This is a genomic window from Geomonas oryzisoli, from assembly GCF_018986915.1.
Lineage (GTDB): Bacteria > Desulfobacterota > Desulfuromonadia > Geobacterales > Geobacteraceae > Geomonas > Geomonas oryzisoli.
Map to the genome: position 1 here is coordinate 180,617 of NZ_CP076723.1, position 17,249 is coordinate 197,865.

A 17,249-nucleotide genomic window follows, 5' to 3' on the forward strand; every position below is an offset into this window, starting at 1 on the left:
GGCTTTATGAAACCTCTCCCGCTTTCTTCTTCCTGGAACTCTTGCCGGTCTGGTTGCCCAGGATCGGCTCCCAGACCTGGCGGGCCAGGGCCTGGAACTCGTCATCCAGCGGGGCTTCCTCGCCGAAGCAGCGGCGGACGTACTCGTCCTTGCCGTCCCCCTTCTTGCGCTCGCTGCCGCGCCACGCTGTCTGGGCGGCGCCGAGCGCCTTGCCCGCGGTCTTCGGTTCCCGTGCGTTTTTGGCGTACTCGAACGAGGTCTCCGGGAAGAACTTGAGCGGCGAGCTCATCCCCTGCCGGTAGAGCTCCAGGAGCTGGTTCAGGTACTGCTCGCCGTCCTCGATGGCGGGAAGGTCGATCGTGCTTTTCGACGCGACGAAGGTGCTCTGCAGGGGGTATCCCTCGGCACGCGCGCAGTTGAGCGCCAGGTGTTCGACCCAGAGCCGCAGTTGGTCTTTGGGCTTCAGCTCGGTGTAGCGATAGCGCACCATCCGGTCGTTGCGCAGGTTTTCCAGCCGCCCGATGATGCGCCCGGCAGGGAGCCTCAGGTCGATGTCCAGGGGGCGCAGCGGTTCACCGGCCGCAGCTTCATTCACCTTGGTCGCGAATGCCGCCGCCGGCTCGCCCAGCTTCTGGTACAGGGCCGCGCCGCAAACCCCGGGGGGGAGGTCGCCGCGGGCGCAGGCGACGGCAAAGGGAAGCTCCAGTTCCTCCCCGCGCAGCACCGCCGCTACGATCTCCTGCTCCAACTGGTATTTCTCCAGGGAATCCAGCGCGAACGGCTCAACCTCTTCCAGCGGGTCGTCCCCTTCCACGATGCGGACCCCCAGCCTGCGCCGCAACAGCTCCTTGGACGGGTTGCACAGGAAATCCACCAGGGACTTCAGGGTCACCGTCGACGACTCCTCCCACTGCGGGAGCGGGGTGGCGAGGAACGGCACGGGAGGTACGGTGGGCACAAGTTTCGCCGCCGCGCCGGCGCAGTTCTGCTGGGAATAGCTGAAGAGCCCGTTGTCGCCGGTGAAGTACCTGGGGCTGAACGGCTGCAGCGGGTGGCGCCGCGCCTGACCCGCGGGTTTCCCGTCATGCGTCACGAAGCACCTGGCCAGGTAGTCCTGCAGTTCGCTGACCAGCACGCAGGGGGGGAGCTCGGCGTTGTCCTTGATGCCCTGCCCCACGTAGCTTATGTGCAGCCGCTTGCGGGCGGAGAGAAGCGCCTCCAGGAACAGGTACCGGTCCTCGTCGCGCGGCGAGCGGTCCCCCGGGCGGCGCTCCCTGGTCATCAGGTCGAAGCCCTGGGACGGGTTCTTGCGCGGGAACTGCCCATCGTCCATGCCGATCAGGGCCACCACCGGGAACGGGATGCTGCGCATCGGGAGCATCGCGCAGAAGGTCACCCCGCCGGTCAGAAAGCCAAGGCCTCGTTCCGAGCTGCCCAACTGCTGCTCCACCCAGTAGCGCACCACCTCGATGGTGATTTCCTCCTCGAAACCGCCCTGGCTGCCGCACTCACCGAGCTTCTTGGCGATCTCGATCAGGGAGAGGAGCTCGCGCTCCCCCTCCTGGTCCGGCAGGATGAAATCATCCAGGATCCGGCGCAAGACCGGCACCCAGTCGGCGGCACGCCTGGCCCGGGCAAGCCCCTGCGTCTCTGCGAACAGTTTCTCGCAGAAGGAGAGGAAACGTCCCAGCACGAGCGCGACGCCTCCCTCCATGTCGTCGAAGGGAAGGATGTCGTGGTAGAAGGAGCGGCCGTCGCCATTCATCGCGTAGCCCAGCAGCAGCCGGTCCAGCCCCGCCGACCAGGAATTCTCGTGAAACGGCGGCACGCCGTGTTCGGCGCGCTGGGCGGCGTCGATGCCCCACCTGATGTTGGCTCCCCTGAGCCAGTCGCGCACCGTCTCCAGGTCGTCCTCGTTGAGGCTGAAGCGGCGTGCGACCGGTGCCGATTCCAGGATGTCCAGCACCGTGGCCACGCCGTAGCGGCCGCCGCACAGCCCGAGGATGGAGAGCAGTGCCTGGGCCGCCTCACCCTCGTTTTTGAGGCTGCGGTCCGCGATGGAGTAGGGGATGCGTTCGGCGCCGGGCTCCGGGTTGCCGAAGACGGCGGAGATGTAGGGGGCGTAGCTTTCGATGTCCGGGGTCATCACCAGCACGTCGCGGGGGGACAGGGTCGGGTCCGCATCGAAGATGGAGAGCAGTGTGTCGTAGAGCACCTCGACTTCCCGCATGGGGGAGTGGCAGGAGTGCACCTCGAGCGAGAGATCACCGGCGTCGAGGTGGCGCACCCCGGCGTCGGCGCCGCGCAACTCCACGATATCAGCCTGGACCTCGTACAAAAGCGGTCCCTGCGGGAGTCGGGAGAACCTGTCCTGCCGCTCGTGTTCGCCGCAGCCGTCGATGATGGCTTCGAAGAAATCGCGGCCGAGTTTCCCCCAGGAGGCGAGCAGGGGATTGCCCGTTTCGTACCACTGCTCCGCTACCTCTCCCCGCTTCTCGAGCCGGGCCAGTTCGCGCTCGGACACGATCTCGCCCCAGTACTGGCGGCACGGGTTCAGCAGGAACAGGTTCACCTCGGCGTGCTGCGCGATCCGGGCCAGGACCTCGAGGTGGAACGGAGGCAGGGAGGGGATGCCGATGACGGAGATGCGCCGCCGGTCGGGGAGCCGGCCGGCGTCCAGCGCCTTGCGGAACTCGTGCAGCAGGCGACCGCGATGCTTCTGTGTGACGTCCGCAGTCAGGGCGCGCCAAAGCTGCGCCTGCCAGTGATCTTCTTTCCCCTGCTCCCACTCAAGGAGTTTTTCGGGGCGGTAGACGGTGTAACGGTCGAAGGTGTCCGCGACGCGCTGGGCGAGCTGCATCCGCTTCAGGCCATCGGCATCATCCAAGAGGTAGGCCGCGATCTCCTCGAACCCCGGGGCCGCCGGTGCCTGCTGCAAAAGGCCCAGGATGCGCCAGGTCATCACCTCGGGGGAGAACAGGGGTGCCTCCTCGGGCGCGTCCGGCAGCACCTCGGTGAAGACCCGCTCGACGAAACGGTTGGGAAAGAGGAACTCGCCGTTGGCCCAGACGCCGATCCTCGCAGCCAGCTCCATGGAAAGCCAGCGCTGCATCCCCTTGCTCTGCACCACGATCAGTTCCTTGTCGAACGGGCTGCAGGGCGCGCGGCGCGGTGCTCGGACCACCTTCTCCAGGCGGTCCACCAGGTGTTCCATCAGGTTGCTGGTGTGGATGTACAGGGGCATCGGTCCTCGTGGCGCGGGGGCGTACGGCTTCTCCGGGGGAGGAGGACCCTGCCCCCGGGATGGGAAAACATATCATATCCTCCCGCGACTGTCTCGGTGAAAAGACGGCTCCTGGCGGTGCCCTACCCCTGCTGTTGTCCCGCTAGGAATTGCAATGTCCCCCTCCCGCCTTCGCGGGACGAAGCGCTTCGGCGCGCAGGCCGTCAAGGGAGGGAGAGAGCTGGAACCGGTGCGGGGATAACGCTGGCCATACCCCTGTTCCGGGGGCTTGCATTGCGCGTCGGTTTGGTTATATTTGTGTCTTTGTGTTTGCTAATTAGTGCAAGTTTGGTTGCCGTCCCTTCGCCGTCGACGCGCCGGCCCCACTACCCGGGCCGCGCTGCATGCAAAGGAGAGGTCATGAAGCCGTTCATCGAAGAGACCCTTGCACGCATCTATTATCGGGTGAAGCCTTGGATGTCGCGTCGGCTTCAGATCATGCTGCGCAGCATGGTGGCGAAGTACAAGCGCTACATCTTTCAAAACGTCTGGCCCATCGATCCCGAGGCGGGGGGGCACCCCCCGGGTTTCCGGGGCTGGCCGGAAGGGAGACGGTTTTCCGTGGTGCTGACCCATGATGTCGACACGGCGCGTGGCGTGGCGCGGTGCGAACAGCTCATGGCACTCGAGCAGGAGCTCGGCTTCCGCTCCTCCTTCAACTTCGTCGCCCATGACTACCACCTTCCTCCCTACCTGCGGGAAAAAATCGTGTCCCATGGCTTCGAGGTGGGGCTGCACGGCCTGGAGCATAACCGGAAGCTGTACGAATCGCAGGAGACCTTCGCCGAGCACGCATTGAAGATCAACGACTACCTGAAGCAATGGGGGGCGGTCGGCTTTCGTTCCCCGTGCGTCTATCACAACTTCGACTGGCTGCATCAGCTGGACATCCTGTACGAGGCCTCAGCGTTCGACACCGATCCATTCGAGCCGCAATCCGACGGGCTGAAGACGATCTTCCCGGTGCACAAGACCAAGGTCCCGGGCAGGGAATACGTGGTGCTTCCCTATACGCTCCCGCAGGATTTCACGATGTTCATCCTGTTCCGGGAGAAGGACATCACCATCTGGAAGGAGAAGCTGCGCTGGATCGCGGATCATGGCGGTATGGCCCTCCTGATCACGCACCCGGACTACATGAGCTTTGACAGCGACGTAGGCTATGACGAATACCCGTGCGAGCTGTACCGGGAGCTCCTCGACCACATCAAGACGGAGTACGATGGGCAATACTGGCACCTGTTGCCTCAGGAGATGGCCTCCTTCTGGAAACGGAGCGTCTTCAAGCAGTAAGCGAAGCGAGAGGGGCAGGCTCCGCCAGGTGCCTGTCCCCTTAGGCGCCGCACAGCCGGCGGTACCGAGGGAGGCAGGCGGATGAGCATCTTCAACTGGCTCCTGGGACTCAACGTGGCCTACATCTTTTTGCTGGCCGCGATCACCATTCTCAACCGGGTTGGCCCGGACCGTTTCTGGGTCGCCGCCTTGAACTTCTACCTCCCCCAACTCATATGGGCGATTCCCGGGCTGGTGCTGGCCCTTGCCGCCTGTCGCAGCGCGAAGATCCTGGTGTGGGTGCCGCTTCTCGGAGTCCTGTGGGTTTTGGGGCCGATCATGGACTGGCACTGGGCCCCGCACAAGGCATGGGCCGATCCTCCGCAGACGCTGCGGGTGATGACCTGGAACGTCAAGTACGGCAAGCGTGACCTGATGCCGCTCATCGAGGAACTGGCCAGGAGCCGCCCCGACATCATCCTGTTCCAGGACGCGGTGGATGCCGGGAGCGGGCCGCTGGCGGACTACCTGACCGGGTGGCAGATGCACAACGAAGGGCAGTACCTGGTCGCCAGCAGGTTTCCCATCTTCGATGTCGAAGTGCATGATCTTCCTTACCATGAACGCAAGGGTGAATCCTTCCTGCGCTGCCGGGTCCGAGTCGGCGCCCGCGACATCTCCCTCTACAACGTCCACTTCAAAACACCCAGGAGAGGCTTGAACGCCTTCCGCAAGGCGCGCCGCGGCGCCTGGTACATACCAAAGGCCATCGACCGCTTCGAAGCCAACGTGGATACGCGCCTCAGGCAGGCGCGGGCCGTGTCCGGATACCTGGCGCAGGAAGAGGGTGAGGTCGTAGTCGCCGGCGACTTCAACTCACCGGACCACTCGCTGGTCTGCGAGACGCTCAGAAAAGCCGGGCTGGCGGATGCGTTCGCCCAGGCGGGGAGGGGGTACGGTTACAGCTACGGGCACTTCCTGCTCAGGAACAAGGTGCCCTGGGTGCGGGCGTCCTGGATGCGCATCGACCACATCATGACCACCTCCGGAATCAAGGCGCAGCGCTGCTGGGTCGGCACCCGTAGGGCCTCGGATCACCGGCCCGTGATAGCGGACTTCTACCTCGGTGATTCCCGTTAGTTTCCTTTTGTCATACCCGTTACTGTTTGCACTTTTCAACAGATAGTGCTAGTTATGAACGTTCCGTCAATGCGACCGTGAAGATTGCGGCATCCCACCGATCATACTCTCCACACGCATCGTAGCTGACATCCCGGTACCTCTGCCGGTAGATATGGAAATAGCAGCGGGCACGGCTGAGCTTTCTCCTGCCCGGATCGGAGTATAGCAGCATGCTGATTCTCACCCTGAACTGCCGGCGGTTCTCGGCACAGTACCAACTCTACAACTGGAGCGACCAGGCTGTTATGGCCACCGGCATGGTGGAACGGATCGTGGTCGGGGACTCCTTTCTGACCCACCGTGTTCCCGGGGCAGACGCCAAGCACCTGGAAGGGGAGTGCGCCGATCACAAGGATGCCGTGCGGCTGATCCTCGACACGCTGGTCGGGGAGGGGATGATCTCAGACTTCTCCGAGATCAAGGCCATCGGGCATCGGGTGGTGCACGGGGGGGAGCGCTTCACGAAATCGGTACTGATCGACGAGGACGTGGTCGAGGCGATCAGGGAGGTGGCGACACTGGCTCCCTTGCACAACACGCCCAACCTCGCGGGGATCCGCGCGGCTCAGGAGCTCCTCCCGGAGCTCCCCCAGGTCGCCATCTTCGATACCGCCTTCCACCAGACCATGCCCGAACCTGCCTACATGTACCCGCTTCCCTACGAGTGGTACCAAAAGCACGGCGTCAGGCGCTACGGCTTCCACGGCCAGTCCCACCTGCATGCCGCCAGGAGAGGCGCGGAGCTGGCCGGGGTTCCCCTGGAGAGCTCCAACATGGTCACCATCCACACCGGCAACGGCGTCTCGCTCTGTGCGATCAGAAACGGCGTGTCGGTCGACACCAGCATGGGGCTCACCCCGCTCGAGGGGGTCATGATGGGAACCCGCTGCGGGGATATCGATGCCGGCATCATCCCGTTCATGGTGAACGAGGCCGGGGTCTCGGCGACCGAGCTCGACCTGTTCCTGAACCAGAAGAGCGGCCTGGCCGGCATCGTGGGGCGCCGGGTCAGCCGCCGGACCGTCGTGGACGAGGCGGTGGTGGGCGATCCCCGCTGCCAGCTCGCGCTCGACATGGAGGCCTACCGGCTGAGGAAGTACCTGGGGGCGTACATCGCCGTAACCGGGAGGCCCGACGCGATCGTGTTCACCTACGGCGAGGGGTGGGAGGACTGGCCGGTGCGGGGCATGGCGCTGCAGGGGATGAGCCAGTTCGGCATCGAGGTGGATCTGAAACGTGACGCCGAGGCCCTCTTGGGAGGAAAGGACGTCATGATCAGTGCGGACCACTCCGCCGTCAAGGTCTTCGTGATACCAAGCGGCGAGGACATGGTCCTCAACGAGGACGTGGCCGCCATCATGGGGTGGCAGTAGCGGCAGGAGCGGGCGGCGTCGAAAACGCCGCTTCGAAAAGAAACGACGAAGGGCGGATGATCGCATGATCATCCGCCCTTTTTTTATTGTGTGCACCGACGGTAAATGAAGGTGACCTATCGCCGAACCCCCCGGTCAACGCAGGTGAATTATCGACACACCCGTAGGGGCGAATAATCATTCGCCCAGCCGCCGGCGCCTGACTGATGTCAATGGCAAGATGGGCAACGGTGCCAACGGGGCGAATAATTTTCGCCCCTACAGGAGTAAACGCATTCGTGAGGATGGAGGGGCGGACCCGCGATGCCGGCTCGCGTGGCGTCTAGGATCCGATTCCGTTCAGGAACCGCTGCACCATGGGCGTGAAGGTCTGGTGCTCGAGCAGGAAGGCGTCGTGGCCGTAGGCGGAGGTGATCAGGTGGTACTCCACCTGCTTGCCCAGCTTCTGGAGCGATTCGACCATCTCCTCGGTCTGCGCCGGCGGGTAGAGCCAGTCGGAGGTGAAGGCGAAGAACTGGATCGGCGCGCGGACCGGCTCGAAAGCCTCTTCCAGGGATTCGCAGCCGGCGGCGACGTCGTAGAGGTCGAGCGCCTTGGCCAAGTACAGAAAGGAGTTGGCGTCGAAGCGGTCCACGAAGTTGTAGCCGTTGTAGTTGAGGTACCGCTCCACCTCGAACTGGCCGAAGAAGTCGAACTGGCCGTCCCGGGCCGAGAAGCGGCGGCCGAACTTGGCGGTCATGGACTCGTCGGAGAGGAAGGTGATGTGCCCGATGCCGCGGGCGAGCGCCAAGCCGTCCTTGGGGTTCTTGCGGTACTCCCCTTTCTTCCAGGTGGGGTCGTTGAAGATAGCCCAGCGTGCCACGGCGTTGAGCGAGATCGCCTGCGCCGAAGGGCGCGGCGTGGTGGCCAGCACCACCGCCGAGGCGACCCTTTCCGGGTACTGGGTCGCCCACTCCAGGGCCTGCATCCCTCCCATGCTGCCCCCCAGCACGCAAAAGAGTTTCTCGATGCCGAGCCGGTCCAGGAGCAGCGCCTGGGCCTTGACCATGTCGCGCACCGTGATCACCGGGAAGGCGAGGTTGTAGCGCTTGCCGGTTTTGGGGTTGATGGAGGTCGGGCCGGTGGAGCCGAAGCAGGAGCCGATCACGTTGGAGCAGATGACGAAGTAGCGGTCGGTGTCCAGAAGGCACCCCGGGCCCACGATGTCATCCCACCATCCGGCCCTTTTTTCGTCCTCGCTGTGGCGGCCGGCCAGGTGCGCGCTCCCGGTCCAGGCGTGGGTCACCAGGATGGCGTTGGAGCGGTCTTCGTTGAGGGTGCCGTAGGTCTCATAGGCGATGTCGATCGGCCCGAGGATGCGGCCGCTCTCCAGGCGCAGTTCGGTGTCGAAGGTGATGATCTGTTCTGTCACGATGCCGTAGGACATGTCTCTCTCGTACTTTCGGGTGCCGGGATCGGCACGAAAAAAGCCCCATCTCGGTGTGAGAAGGGGCTTTTCGGGTGTGACAATAGCTAAAAGCGCCTTTCTCATCTTCGCCTTTCGGCAGGATTTAGCACCTGTCGCCCAATGGGCCGGTTGCTGTGGCTTCGCAGGGCCTTTCCCTCCACCACTCTAGATAAGCAGGTCTTTCTATTCAATTTTCGGTGCAGAATAAGGGAGCCGCCGTTATTTGTCAACGGCAAACTGTGCCCGAGGTTCACGACCCTGCTACAGCTCATTGCGGTACTTGACCAGGATGTACAGGCAGACGGCACCTGCCAGGAACATCCCGATATCGCGCGGCCAGGGGATCGGCTTGTCCAGGCCGGACTGGATCATCGGGTCCAGCAGGGCGCTGGTCAAAAGCGTTACGCCCGCAAAGGAAAGCAGTTGTTTCATGAGTTGATGGCCTTCAGCACGGCGCAGAAGTCGCGATCGGCAAGGCCCAGCGCCTTCGCCCTCTTGAAGCTCTCATTGGCGGCCGCGGCGGAAGCCAGGGGCTGGTTCAGGGCGTCCCCCAGGGCGACGGCCAGGCGCATGTCCTTTTGCATGTGCTTGAGCGGGAAGGCGGCATCGAACACCCCTTGGGTCATCTGGGCCCCCTTCAGCTTGAACATCGGGTTGGCCAGCGCGCCGGAGTCGAGCACGTCCAGGAGGTCGGAGCTCGCGAGCCCCGCCTTCTCGGCGAGGGCGAGCCCCTCGCAGAAGATGGTCATCATCCCCCCCATCACCATGTTGACGATGAGCTTCATTTCGGCGCCGCGTCCCACCTCGCCCAGGAACAGGCTCTTCTTCCCCATCTTCTCGAAGAGGGGCATCGCCTCGTCGAAGAGGCCGCGGTCGCCGGCGGCGAGGATGATCAGGGTGCCGTCCTCGGCTGGTTTCTTGCTCCCGGAGACAGGCGCTTCCAGGAATCTCCCTCCTTTGGCGGTGATTGCCGCTGCAATCTCCTGTGCCGTGGCGGCGTCCACGGTGGACATGTCCACGTAGCTGCGCCCCGCTCCGATCCCCTCCAGGGCGCCGGCCGGGCCGAAGCAGACCTCGTGGGCCGCGGCCGGGTCGGCCAGCATGGCGATGGTGATGGCACACGTCGAGGTGACCTCGGCCGGGGTTGCGGCTACGGCCGCCCCGAGCGCTGCGAACTCCTCGCATTTTGCCGCCGAACGGTTCCAGACCTTGACCTTGAAGCCGGCTTTGATGAGGTTTTTGGCCATGGCGCTGCCCATGATGCCCAGTCCGATAAAACCGTATGTTTCCATGTCGTTGCCTCCCTGATAGTTAAGTTTTTGCTCTAATAGTGGGTCCATATCTCCTCCCCCCGGAGGGGGGAGGCTGGGAGGGGGGGCTTCAGTAAGGTGCCCCCTCCCTAACCCTCCCCCTCCGGGGGAGGGAACTTACCGGCATCAGTCTCTTCATCCAACAGTGTCGCCTGCCGCCACCCGCGCACCGAGTTTACCAGAAAAACCGCTTCGGCCCGCTCCAGGTCCTCCCTTTTCAGGATCCTTTCCTCGATCGTCCCCTGGGCCAGCAGCTCCTCGCGCAGGGTGCCGGGGAGGAGGCCGCAGTCGAGAGGGGGGGTGCATTTTGTGCCGTCGATGACGGCAATCAGGTTGCTGTAGGCCCCTTCAGTCACCTCGCCGCGCTCGTTCTCGAAGATCACCTCGGCCAGGTCCGGCCGGGCGGCGAGCTCCCGGTGGAACAGGTCGCGCCGGCTGGTCTTATGGTAGAGAAAGGGATCGGTGGAGCTGACACGCTGTCGTGCGAAGGAGACCTTTGCCTCCGGGGTGGCCTCGGCGAGCGGCGCCGCTTCGCAGCTGAGACGCCCGTCCCTGAAGAGCAGCAGGCGCACCTTGTACCCGGTTGAAGGGATGAGGTCGGCCGCGGTCTCCTGCAAGGCTCGCAGCGCGGCGCCATCCGCGAGAGGGAACGAGAAGTAGCTGGCTGAGCGTTTGAGCCGCTCCTGGTGCCGATCAAGCAGGAAGTACCCCCGCTCGTCGTGCAGCAGCGACTCGATCAGGTGGAATTCCGGTCGCTGTTCCTCGATGAAGGCGCGCTTGTCCAGGCACTCCTGGTATTCCGCTTCCGGCTGCGAATCGTAGGTGATCCCGCTGCCGATGCCCATCTCGCCTCGCCCCGTCTGGAGGTCGAGGACGGCGGTCCGAATGGCGACGCTGAACTGCGCCTCGCCGCCGGGAGAAAAATAGCCCAGGCAGCCGGTGTACAGGCCGCGCGGTTCCCGCTCCAACTGCGCAATGATCTCCATGCTGCGCCTCTTGGGGGCGCCGGTCACCGAGCCGCAGGGAAACAGGGCCTCGAACAGCTCCAGCGGCGTCACCCCCTCCTCGACCCGGGACTGGATGGTGGAGGTCATCTGGTGCACGGTGGGGTGGCTTTCCACGTCGAAGAGCGAGTCGACCTGGACCGAGCCGGTCTGGGACACCATCCCCATGTCGTTGCGCAACAGGTCGACGATCATCAGGTTCTCGGCCACTTCCTTAGGGCTCTGCCTGAGCTGCTCCTTCCGGGCCAGGTCCTCCGCGTACCAGCGGCCGCGCGGGGCCGTCCCCTTCATCGGGCGGGTGACCAGTCTGTCGCCGGACAGGGAGAAGAACAGCTCCGGCGAGGCGGACAGCACGCGCCACCTGCCGCACTCGAGGTAGCAGTTGTAGGGGGTGGGCTGGTTGCCGCAGAGTGCGCTGAAGAAGGAGCGGGAGCAGCCGCTGAAGGCGAACCTTTGCCTGATGGTGTAATTGACCTGGTAGCTGTCCCCGGCGGCGATGAAGTCACGGATCTCCTGGACGGAGTCTCGATAGCTCTCCCATCCGGGGCTGATCTGCCAGTCGGTGCAGCGGAAAGGGGCCTCGTGCTGCGGGAAGGTCTTCGGCCGCCGCGTGGTGAACAGGCCGAACCAGAGCAGCGGCATGGGGTGCGCGGGAGCCGTGGTGAGGGTGTCGTTGATGGCGCCGGCCGCCTCGTAGCAGACGAAACCGGCGGCATGGAGCCCCGCTGCCAACTGCCGCTGCAGTTCCTCGAACGCGGGCCGCACCTCTTCCGGCGTCCGGGCGCTGATCTCGCCGACGTGGCCGGCGAAGGCGAAACCGTGCAGGTAGGCCGGGAAGCGCTGCATCAAGCGGGTCCCGCCGAGCAGATGTCGCCGATGGGGCAGGCGGCGCACTTGAGCCTGTCCTTGCCGTCGCACCCTTCCGAGATCCCCAGGTGGCAGATGGCGAAGTCGTACTTGACCGGGTCGGCCGGATCGAGCTCGCGCAGCGCCCGGGTGATCTCGCAGGCCATGCGCCAGTCCGCCTGCTTGCGGTTGGTGAAGCCGAGGAAGCGGCAGATGCGCTGGATGTGGGCATCGACCGGGATGATGAGCTGCGCGGGCGAGATGCCCCGCCAGATGCCGAGGTCGATGCCGTCGGCGGGACGCACCATCCACCGAAGCAGCATGCACAGTCTCTTGCATGCGCTCCCCGAGGCGGGGGAGGGGAAGAAGAAGGGGAAGTAGGAGTCCGCGGGGACGCCGCCGGGGCCGAAGACCGGCGCAAGGTCGAGGCGCTTCACCGCATCGGAAAAGCCGGAGAGGGTTCCGGTCAGGTCCTCGTCCTGTGGGGTGTGAAAACGCAAGAGCCAGGCCTCGATGGAGCCCTCCTCCTCGATCATGATGCGGCAGGCGAGCAGGAGGGCACAGAGGTCGCGGGCGTCGTTGAAGCGGTGCTTGAAACCGGCGAAGAGCCGGATCCCCTGTTTCGGGTCGAAGCGCTCCACGAAGCGGCGCGGTGAAGGTCCCATGGCCTCGAAGATCCCGGCCAGGTTCTTCTTGATGATCTTCACGTTGCCGTAGGCGAACGAGGATGCCACGAGGCCCGCGACCTCCTGGTCCAGGGGCTCGCGGTAGCGGTGGCAAAAGGAGAGCGGGTCGTTGGCCAGGTGGGCCTGGGAGCGGTTCTGGTACAGTGCTTCGAGTATGGTTTTCAGCTCCACGTGCTCTTCCTTCGCTGCGGTCGCCCGGCGTGGGCGCGGTGGTGGACAATCGTTACGGGCCTGCTAGATTATCATAGTTGCTTCATCAGCTTAAAGAGAAAAGGGGGCGGAACACATGAAGCTTGCGGAACTGTTTCCGGAAGGGGGGCGTGGCATTCTGGGCACCGCCGACGCCAACGGCGTCGTCAATCTCGCCGTCTTCGCCATACCGCACGTGGTTGACGATCAGACGCTGGCCTGGGGCTTCGGCGACGGGCGCAGCATCGCGAACCTGAGGCAAAACCCGCACGCCAGCTACCTGTACCTGGCGCCGTCGCGAGGCTACAGCGGCTGGAGGCTGACCCTGACCATGGTCGAGGAAAAGGGGGAAGGGGAACTGCTGGGCGAGATAAAGGAGCGGACCGCGCTGGTGGCGAGCCCGCAGGCAAGTGCCGCGGTGGCGAGTGTCGTCTACTTCAAGGTCGACGAGGTCCGGCCCCTCATGTGAGTTCAGCGGTTGGGCGGGGTCTCCAGGACGAAGGTCACCGGCCCGTCGTTTACCAGCGCCACCTCCATGTCGGCCTGGAAGATCCCGCTTTGCACCGGAACGCCGAGCTCCCAGACCTGCCCCATGAAGTAGCTGTACAGCTTGTTGGCCTCCTCCGGTGCGGCGGCGGTATCGAACGAGGGGCGCCTCCCCTTGGAACAGTTGCCCGCCAGGGTGAACTGCGATACCGCCAGCATCTCTCCCTTCACGTCGGGCAGGGCGAGGTTCATCTTCCCCTCGTCGTCGGTAAAGATCCTCAGGTTGACGATCTTCTCCGCCATCCAGTCCGCCTGCTTGCAGGTGTCGCCGATTTCCACGCCGAGCAGCACCAGGACCCCGGGGCCGATCTCCCCGACCACCTTCCCCGCCACCGTGACGCTCGCCTGCTTGACCCGCTGAATTACCGCCTTCACTGAAAAACCTCCTGCATCGTTTCCCGATAGATCTGCGCGTCCTCGGCGGAGAACGCCACGAAAATGATTTTTTCCAGTTCCGGGTAGCTCGCCAGTGCCGCCTTGGACTCTTCCAGCGCGATCCGGCAGGCGGGGCCCTTGGGATAGCCGTAGACGCCGGTGCTGATGGCGGGGAAGGCTAGTCCGGTAAGCCCGTTTTCGTGGGCGAGGCGGAAACAGTTGCGGTAGCAGGAACGGAGCAGCTCGGGCTCGCCGCGGCCGCCGCCGTGCCAGACCGGCCCCACGGTGTGGATCACGTGCCGGGCCGGGAGCCGGTATCCCTTGGTGATCCTGGCCTCGCCCGTGGGGCATCCTCCCAGGGTGCGGCACTCGGCGAGGAGCTCGGGACCCGCCGCCCGGTGGATGGCGCCGTCCACCCCGCCGCCGCCCAGAAGCGAGCTGTTGGCCGCGTTGACGATGGCGTCGACCGCCACCCTGGTGATATCTCCCTGTAGGACTTCAACCTTGTCGCGCATGCCGCACCTCCTACCGGAGCCGGATCAGCTTTCGATCAGGCTCCGCAAAAGTTTCAGGTTCACTGCGTCCATCTCGTCGTTGTCTCCCTTGGGCGTTTCGATGACCTTCGGGATCAGGGCGAAGTGCGGGTCGTTGAGGATGAAGCGGAAGGGCTCCAGTCCCAGTGTCCCGGCGCCGATGTGTTCGTGGCGGTCCACCTTGCACCCCAGTCCCTTCTTCGAGTCGTTCAGGTGGAAGCCCATCAGCCTGTCGATGCCGAGCAGGGCGTCGAATTCATCGAAAGTTCTGCGGTAGCCGTCGTGGTCCGCGATGGCGTAGCCGGAGGCGAAGGCGTGGCAGGTGTCGAAGCAGACGCCGAAACGGGTCGGGTCTGCGCAGCCCTCCATGATCGCCTTCAGGTGTTCGAACCTGTAGCCGAGATTGCTTCCCTGCCCCGCGGTGTTCTCCAGGAGCACCTTCCCGGTGAACTGCGGCACCTCGGCGAAGAGCTGGTCGAAGGCCTCGCAGACGCGCCGGATGCCGACCTCCTCGCCGTCGCCGTTGTGTGAGCCGGGGTGCATGACCACCTTGTCGATGCCGAGCTTGGCGCAGCGCTCCAGCTCCTCCCGGAACGCGATCAGGCTCTTGTCCTTCACCTCGCCGGGCGCGGCGGCCAGGTTGATCAGGTAGATGTCGTGGCTCATGACGCTTTTCATGCCGCTGGCCGCGAACTTGTCGCGGAACAGCTGCGCGTCGGCGTCGGAGATGGCCTTGCCGCGCCACTGGTTCGAGTTCTGGGTGAAGACCTGGATGACGCCGCAGCCGGAGGCGACCCCGCGGTCGACGGCGTTGTGGATCCCTCCCGATATGGAGACGTGAGCGCCCAAAAGATCCATTACGCCCTCCCCTTGACGCCCAGTTTGCCCAGGTGGGTCCTGATCAGCTCGGCCCTTGCCAGGTACTCCTCGCTTTTGAGGATCAGTTCCTGGTGCGGCTCGCTCCAGTGCGGGCGAGGCCAGAGCGGGTCGCTCGAGCGGCGCGGCACCACGTGCCAGTGCATGTGCGGTGCCATGTTGCCCAGCAGTTCGTAGTTGATCTTATCCGGGGCGAAGGCGTTGTAAAGCGCCTCGGCCACGGCGCAGACCTCGGCCATGACGCCGTTTCGCACCGTTTCGGAGAGGTGGAACAGTTCGGTGACGTGGTCCCTGGTATAGACGAAGCAGTAACCCGCGAAGAACTGGTCGCGGTTCAGCGAAACCAGCGTGTGTTCCAGTTCGATGACCCGCTGGTCCTCGTCGTCTTGCCACTTGGTGCAGATAGGGCAGGAGTTCATAAAAATCCTATCAATTGACAATGGATAATTGACAATTGACAACGGGAACCGGACCTGAGCAGTAGCCGACGTGCTGCGCAGAGAGCTGTCCCCGCTGTCACCGGGCCAGATAGCTTTTAATAGTCAATTGTCCATTGCCAATGGTCAATTTGGGTTTTAGATTTCGATTTCGCCGCTGAAGACCTCTACCGCCGGACCGGTCATGTAGATGTTACCGTCCTCGCTCCATTCCATTTCCAGGTCGCCGCCGGTCAGATGGTTCAGGATCTTCTTTTCGGTCAGGCCGTTCAGGACGCAGGCCGCAGTGACGGCGCTGGAGCCGGTGCCGCAGGCCAGGGTCTCGCCGGCGCCGCGTTCCCAGGTGCGTTGGCGTATTTCGGTGCGCGAGATCACCTGTACGAACTCGACGTTGGTGCGGCGCGGGAACAGCTCGTGGTTCTCGATGAGCGGCCCGTACTTGGCCACCTCGAAGCTGTCCACGTCGTCCACGAAGATGACGCAGTGCGGGTTCCCCATCGAGGCGCAGGTGATGCTGAAGGTGGAGTGCAGGATGTTGAGCGGCTCGCTGACCACCTTCTCGCCGGGATTGCCCAGCATCGGGATCTCCTTCCGGGTGAGCCGGGGCGGCCCCATGTTGACGCGCACCTTCTCGACCTTGCCGTCGGCGCCGGTGAAAAGCTGGAGGGTCAGGATGCCCGCGCCGGTTTCGGCGGTGATCTCCCGCTTCGCCACGATGGCGTGGTCGTATGCGTATTTGGCGACGCAGCGGATGCCGTTGCCGCACATCTCGCTCTCGGAGCCGTCGGAGTTGAACATGCGCATCCTGACGTCGGCCACCTCGCTGGGCATGATCAGGATCAGGCCGTCGGAACCGATGCCGAAGTTGCGGTTCGATACCTTGATGGCCACTGCGGCGGGGTCCTGCACGGTTTCTTTGAAACAGTCGACGTAGACGTAGTCGTTGCCGGCGCCCTGCATCTTTGTGAATTTCATAGAGAAAGACCCCCAAGGAAAGTATCCTTCTCTAATAACAAAAACGGCCTGCGGCAACAAGGGAAAAACCGGAGTCCTTGACCGATGCGTATACTTTTCAGTAAGATCATGAGAAAAAAAGGGTGGGAGGCTTAATGGAAATCAAGAACAGAATCTGGATGAACGGTAGCCTGGAGTGGTACGCCTACATCGGCGACGCGGAGGTTTTCCTGGGAAGCCGCGAGGTTCCGACTCCGCTGGAAGAGGGCGACAAGTGGACCAACATGTACGGCGACGTCTTCCAGGTGATCGACGGCAGCATCACGTTGGTGGAGCGGGTCGAGCCGCCCCAGCGTTACTGGTGATATGGCCCATGTCCGCGGTGGTAAATGCGGACATGCAATTCTTTATATTGTTGACATGAAAAATGTGGTATTGTATCCTCGCTTAACCATTAAACAGCGGGAGATACAGACATGAGACTTTCCACCAAGAGCCGTTACGGCTTGAGGGCTCTTTTTGACATCGCCTACAACGCCGGGTCCCAGCCTGCGCAGATCCAGGATATCTCGCGGCGTCAGGATATCTCGCCCCGTTACCTCGAGCAGATCTTCCAGGGATTGAAAAAGCACGGCATCCTGAAGAGCAAGCGCGGGCCGCAGGGAGGGTACTGCCTCGCCAAGAGCCCGGAGGACATCACCGTTCGCGCCGTGATCGAGGCGACCGAGGGTGATACCCTCATCGTCGACTGCGCCGGCAGGAGAAAAGGGGAGTGCGGCTTCGATGGGAGCTGCGTGACCCAAACCGTCTGGGAGGAGTCCAACTCCAGGCTGAACGAGTTCTTCGAGTCCATCACCCTGAAGACCCTGTGCGAACGGGGTGAGGCGCTGGGCATAAAGCGGGAGCAGGATCACCGCTTCATGTACTTCATCTAGA

17 protein-coding genes and 1 riboswitch are annotated in these 17,249 nt (G+C 63.8%); of the genes, 6 read left to right on the forward strand and 11 right to left on the reverse strand.

The genetic code is table 11. The features are described 5' to 3' along the window. Positions 1-4: 4 nt before the first annotated feature. Positions 5-3,244: an exodeoxyribonuclease V subunit gamma gene (gene recC / locus KP004_RS00780; protein WP_216800503.1), complete on the reverse strand. Its 3,240-nt coding sequence runs from the start codon at positions 3,242-3,244 to the stop codon at positions 5-7. 399 nt (positions 3,245-3,643) lie between these two features. On the opposite strand from recC, the gene KP004_RS00785 reads away from it, so the two are divergent. From KP004_RS00785 to KP004_RS00795, 3 genes are all read left to right on the forward strand, one after another. After that, entirely contained in the window at positions 3,644-4,576 is a 933-nt protein-coding gene (locus KP004_RS00785; RefSeq protein ID WP_216800504.1) for a polysaccharide deacetylase family protein, read from the forward strand. An 81-nt stretch (positions 4,577-4,657) separates the two neighbouring features. Beyond that, complete coding sequence (locus KP004_RS00790; RefSeq protein WP_216800505.1) at positions 4,658-5,695, forward strand: endonuclease/exonuclease/phosphatase family protein; 1,038 nt, start codon at positions 4,658-4,660, stop codon at positions 5,693-5,695. Positions 5,696-5,907: 212 nt separating this feature from the next. Then, complete coding sequence (locus KP004_RS00795) at positions 5,908-7,110, forward strand: acetate kinase (protein WP_216800506.1); 1,203 nt, start codon at positions 5,908-5,910, stop codon at positions 7,108-7,110. A 322-nt stretch (positions 7,111-7,432) separates the two neighbouring features. Here the strand turns inward: KP004_RS00795 and metX are convergent, their stop codons facing one another. The 5 genes from metX to KP004_RS00820 form a co-directional block, all read right to left on the reverse strand. Then, complete coding sequence (metX, locus tag KP004_RS00800; protein WP_216800507.1) at positions 7,433-8,536, reverse strand: homoserine O-acetyltransferase MetX; 1,104 nt, start codon at positions 8,534-8,536, stop codon at positions 7,433-7,435. A 98-nt stretch (positions 8,537-8,634) separates the two neighbouring features. Then, positions 8,635-8,733, reverse strand: a riboswitch (SAM riboswitch). An 85-nt stretch (positions 8,734-8,818) separates the two neighbouring features. Continuing rightward, on the reverse strand, positions 8,819-8,989 hold the full coding sequence (locus tag KP004_RS00805; protein ID WP_216800508.1) for a hypothetical protein: 171 nt from the start codon (positions 8,987-8,989) through the stop codon (positions 8,819-8,821). Then, on the reverse strand, positions 8,986-9,849 hold the full coding sequence (locus KP004_RS00810; RefSeq protein WP_216800509.1) for an NAD(P)-dependent oxidoreductase: 864 nt from the start codon (positions 9,847-9,849) through the stop codon (positions 8,986-8,988). Before KP004_RS00810 ends, KP004_RS00805 begins: the two co-directional genes overlap by 4 nt. A 107-nt stretch (positions 9,850-9,956) precedes the next feature. Beyond that, positions 9,957-11,717 carry an aminodeoxychorismate synthase component I gene (gene pabB / locus KP004_RS00815; RefSeq protein ID WP_216800510.1) on the reverse strand — a complete coding sequence of 587 codons (1,761 nt, stop codon included), beginning with the start codon at positions 11,715-11,717 and terminating at the stop codon, positions 9,957-9,959. Further along, positions 11,717-12,574 carry a TIGR02757 family protein gene (locus tag KP004_RS00820; protein ID WP_216800511.1) on the reverse strand — a complete coding sequence of 286 codons (858 nt, stop codon included), beginning with the start codon at positions 12,572-12,574 and terminating at the stop codon, positions 11,717-11,719. The genes pabB and KP004_RS00820 overlap by 1 nt, the downstream gene beginning before the upstream one ends. A gap of 115 nt (positions 12,575-12,689) precedes the next feature. Between KP004_RS00820 and KP004_RS00825 the strand changes: the two genes are divergently transcribed. Further along, a complete protein-coding gene (locus KP004_RS00825; protein ID WP_216800512.1) occupies positions 12,690-13,061 on the forward strand; it encodes a pyridoxamine 5'-phosphate oxidase family protein in 372 nt (123 codons plus the stop codon). Between the two features lie 2 nt (positions 13,062-13,063). Here KP004_RS00825 and dtd read toward each other — a convergent pair whose 3' ends face one another. The 5 genes from dtd to dapF all read right to left on the reverse strand — a co-directional run bounded on the left by dtd (position 13,064) and on the right by dapF (position 16,334). Next, positions 13,064-13,513: a D-aminoacyl-tRNA deacylase gene (gene dtd / locus KP004_RS00830; protein WP_216800513.1), complete on the reverse strand. Its 450-nt coding sequence runs from the start codon at positions 13,511-13,513 to the stop codon at positions 13,064-13,066. Then, positions 13,510-14,028: an O-acetyl-ADP-ribose deacetylase gene (locus KP004_RS00835; RefSeq protein WP_216800514.1), complete on the reverse strand. Its 519-nt coding sequence runs from the start codon at positions 14,026-14,028 to the stop codon at positions 13,510-13,512. Before KP004_RS00835 ends, dtd begins: the two co-directional genes overlap by 4 nt. Positions 14,029-14,052: 24 nt before the next feature. Continuing rightward, entirely contained in the window at positions 14,053-14,904 is an 852-nt protein-coding gene (locus KP004_RS00840) for a deoxyribonuclease IV (protein ID WP_216800515.1), read from the reverse strand. After that, complete coding sequence (locus KP004_RS00845; protein ID WP_216800516.1) at positions 14,904-15,341, reverse strand: HIT family protein; 438 nt, start codon at positions 15,339-15,341, stop codon at positions 14,904-14,906. The genes KP004_RS00840 and KP004_RS00845 overlap by 1 nt, the downstream gene beginning before the upstream one ends. Before the next feature lie 156 nt (positions 15,342-15,497). Further along, positions 15,498-16,334, reverse strand: a complete 837-nt coding sequence (gene dapF / locus KP004_RS00850; protein WP_216800517.1) for a diaminopimelate epimerase — start codon at positions 16,332-16,334, stop codon at positions 15,498-15,500. Between the two features lie 134 nt (positions 16,335-16,468). Here dapF and KP004_RS00855 point away from each other — a divergent pair, with 134 nt between their 5' ends. Together KP004_RS00855 and KP004_RS00860 are read left to right on the forward strand one after the other, a co-directional pair. Continuing rightward, positions 16,469-16,678, forward strand: coding sequence for a hypothetical protein (locus tag KP004_RS00855; protein WP_216800518.1), 210 nt, complete (start codon positions 16,469-16,471; stop codon positions 16,676-16,678). A gap of 111 nt (positions 16,679-16,789) precedes the next feature. Then, positions 16,790-17,248, forward strand: a complete 459-nt coding sequence (locus tag KP004_RS00860) for an RrF2 family transcriptional regulator (RefSeq protein ID WP_199387599.1) — start codon at positions 16,790-16,792, stop codon at positions 17,246-17,248. Position 17,249: the final 1 nt, after the last annotated feature.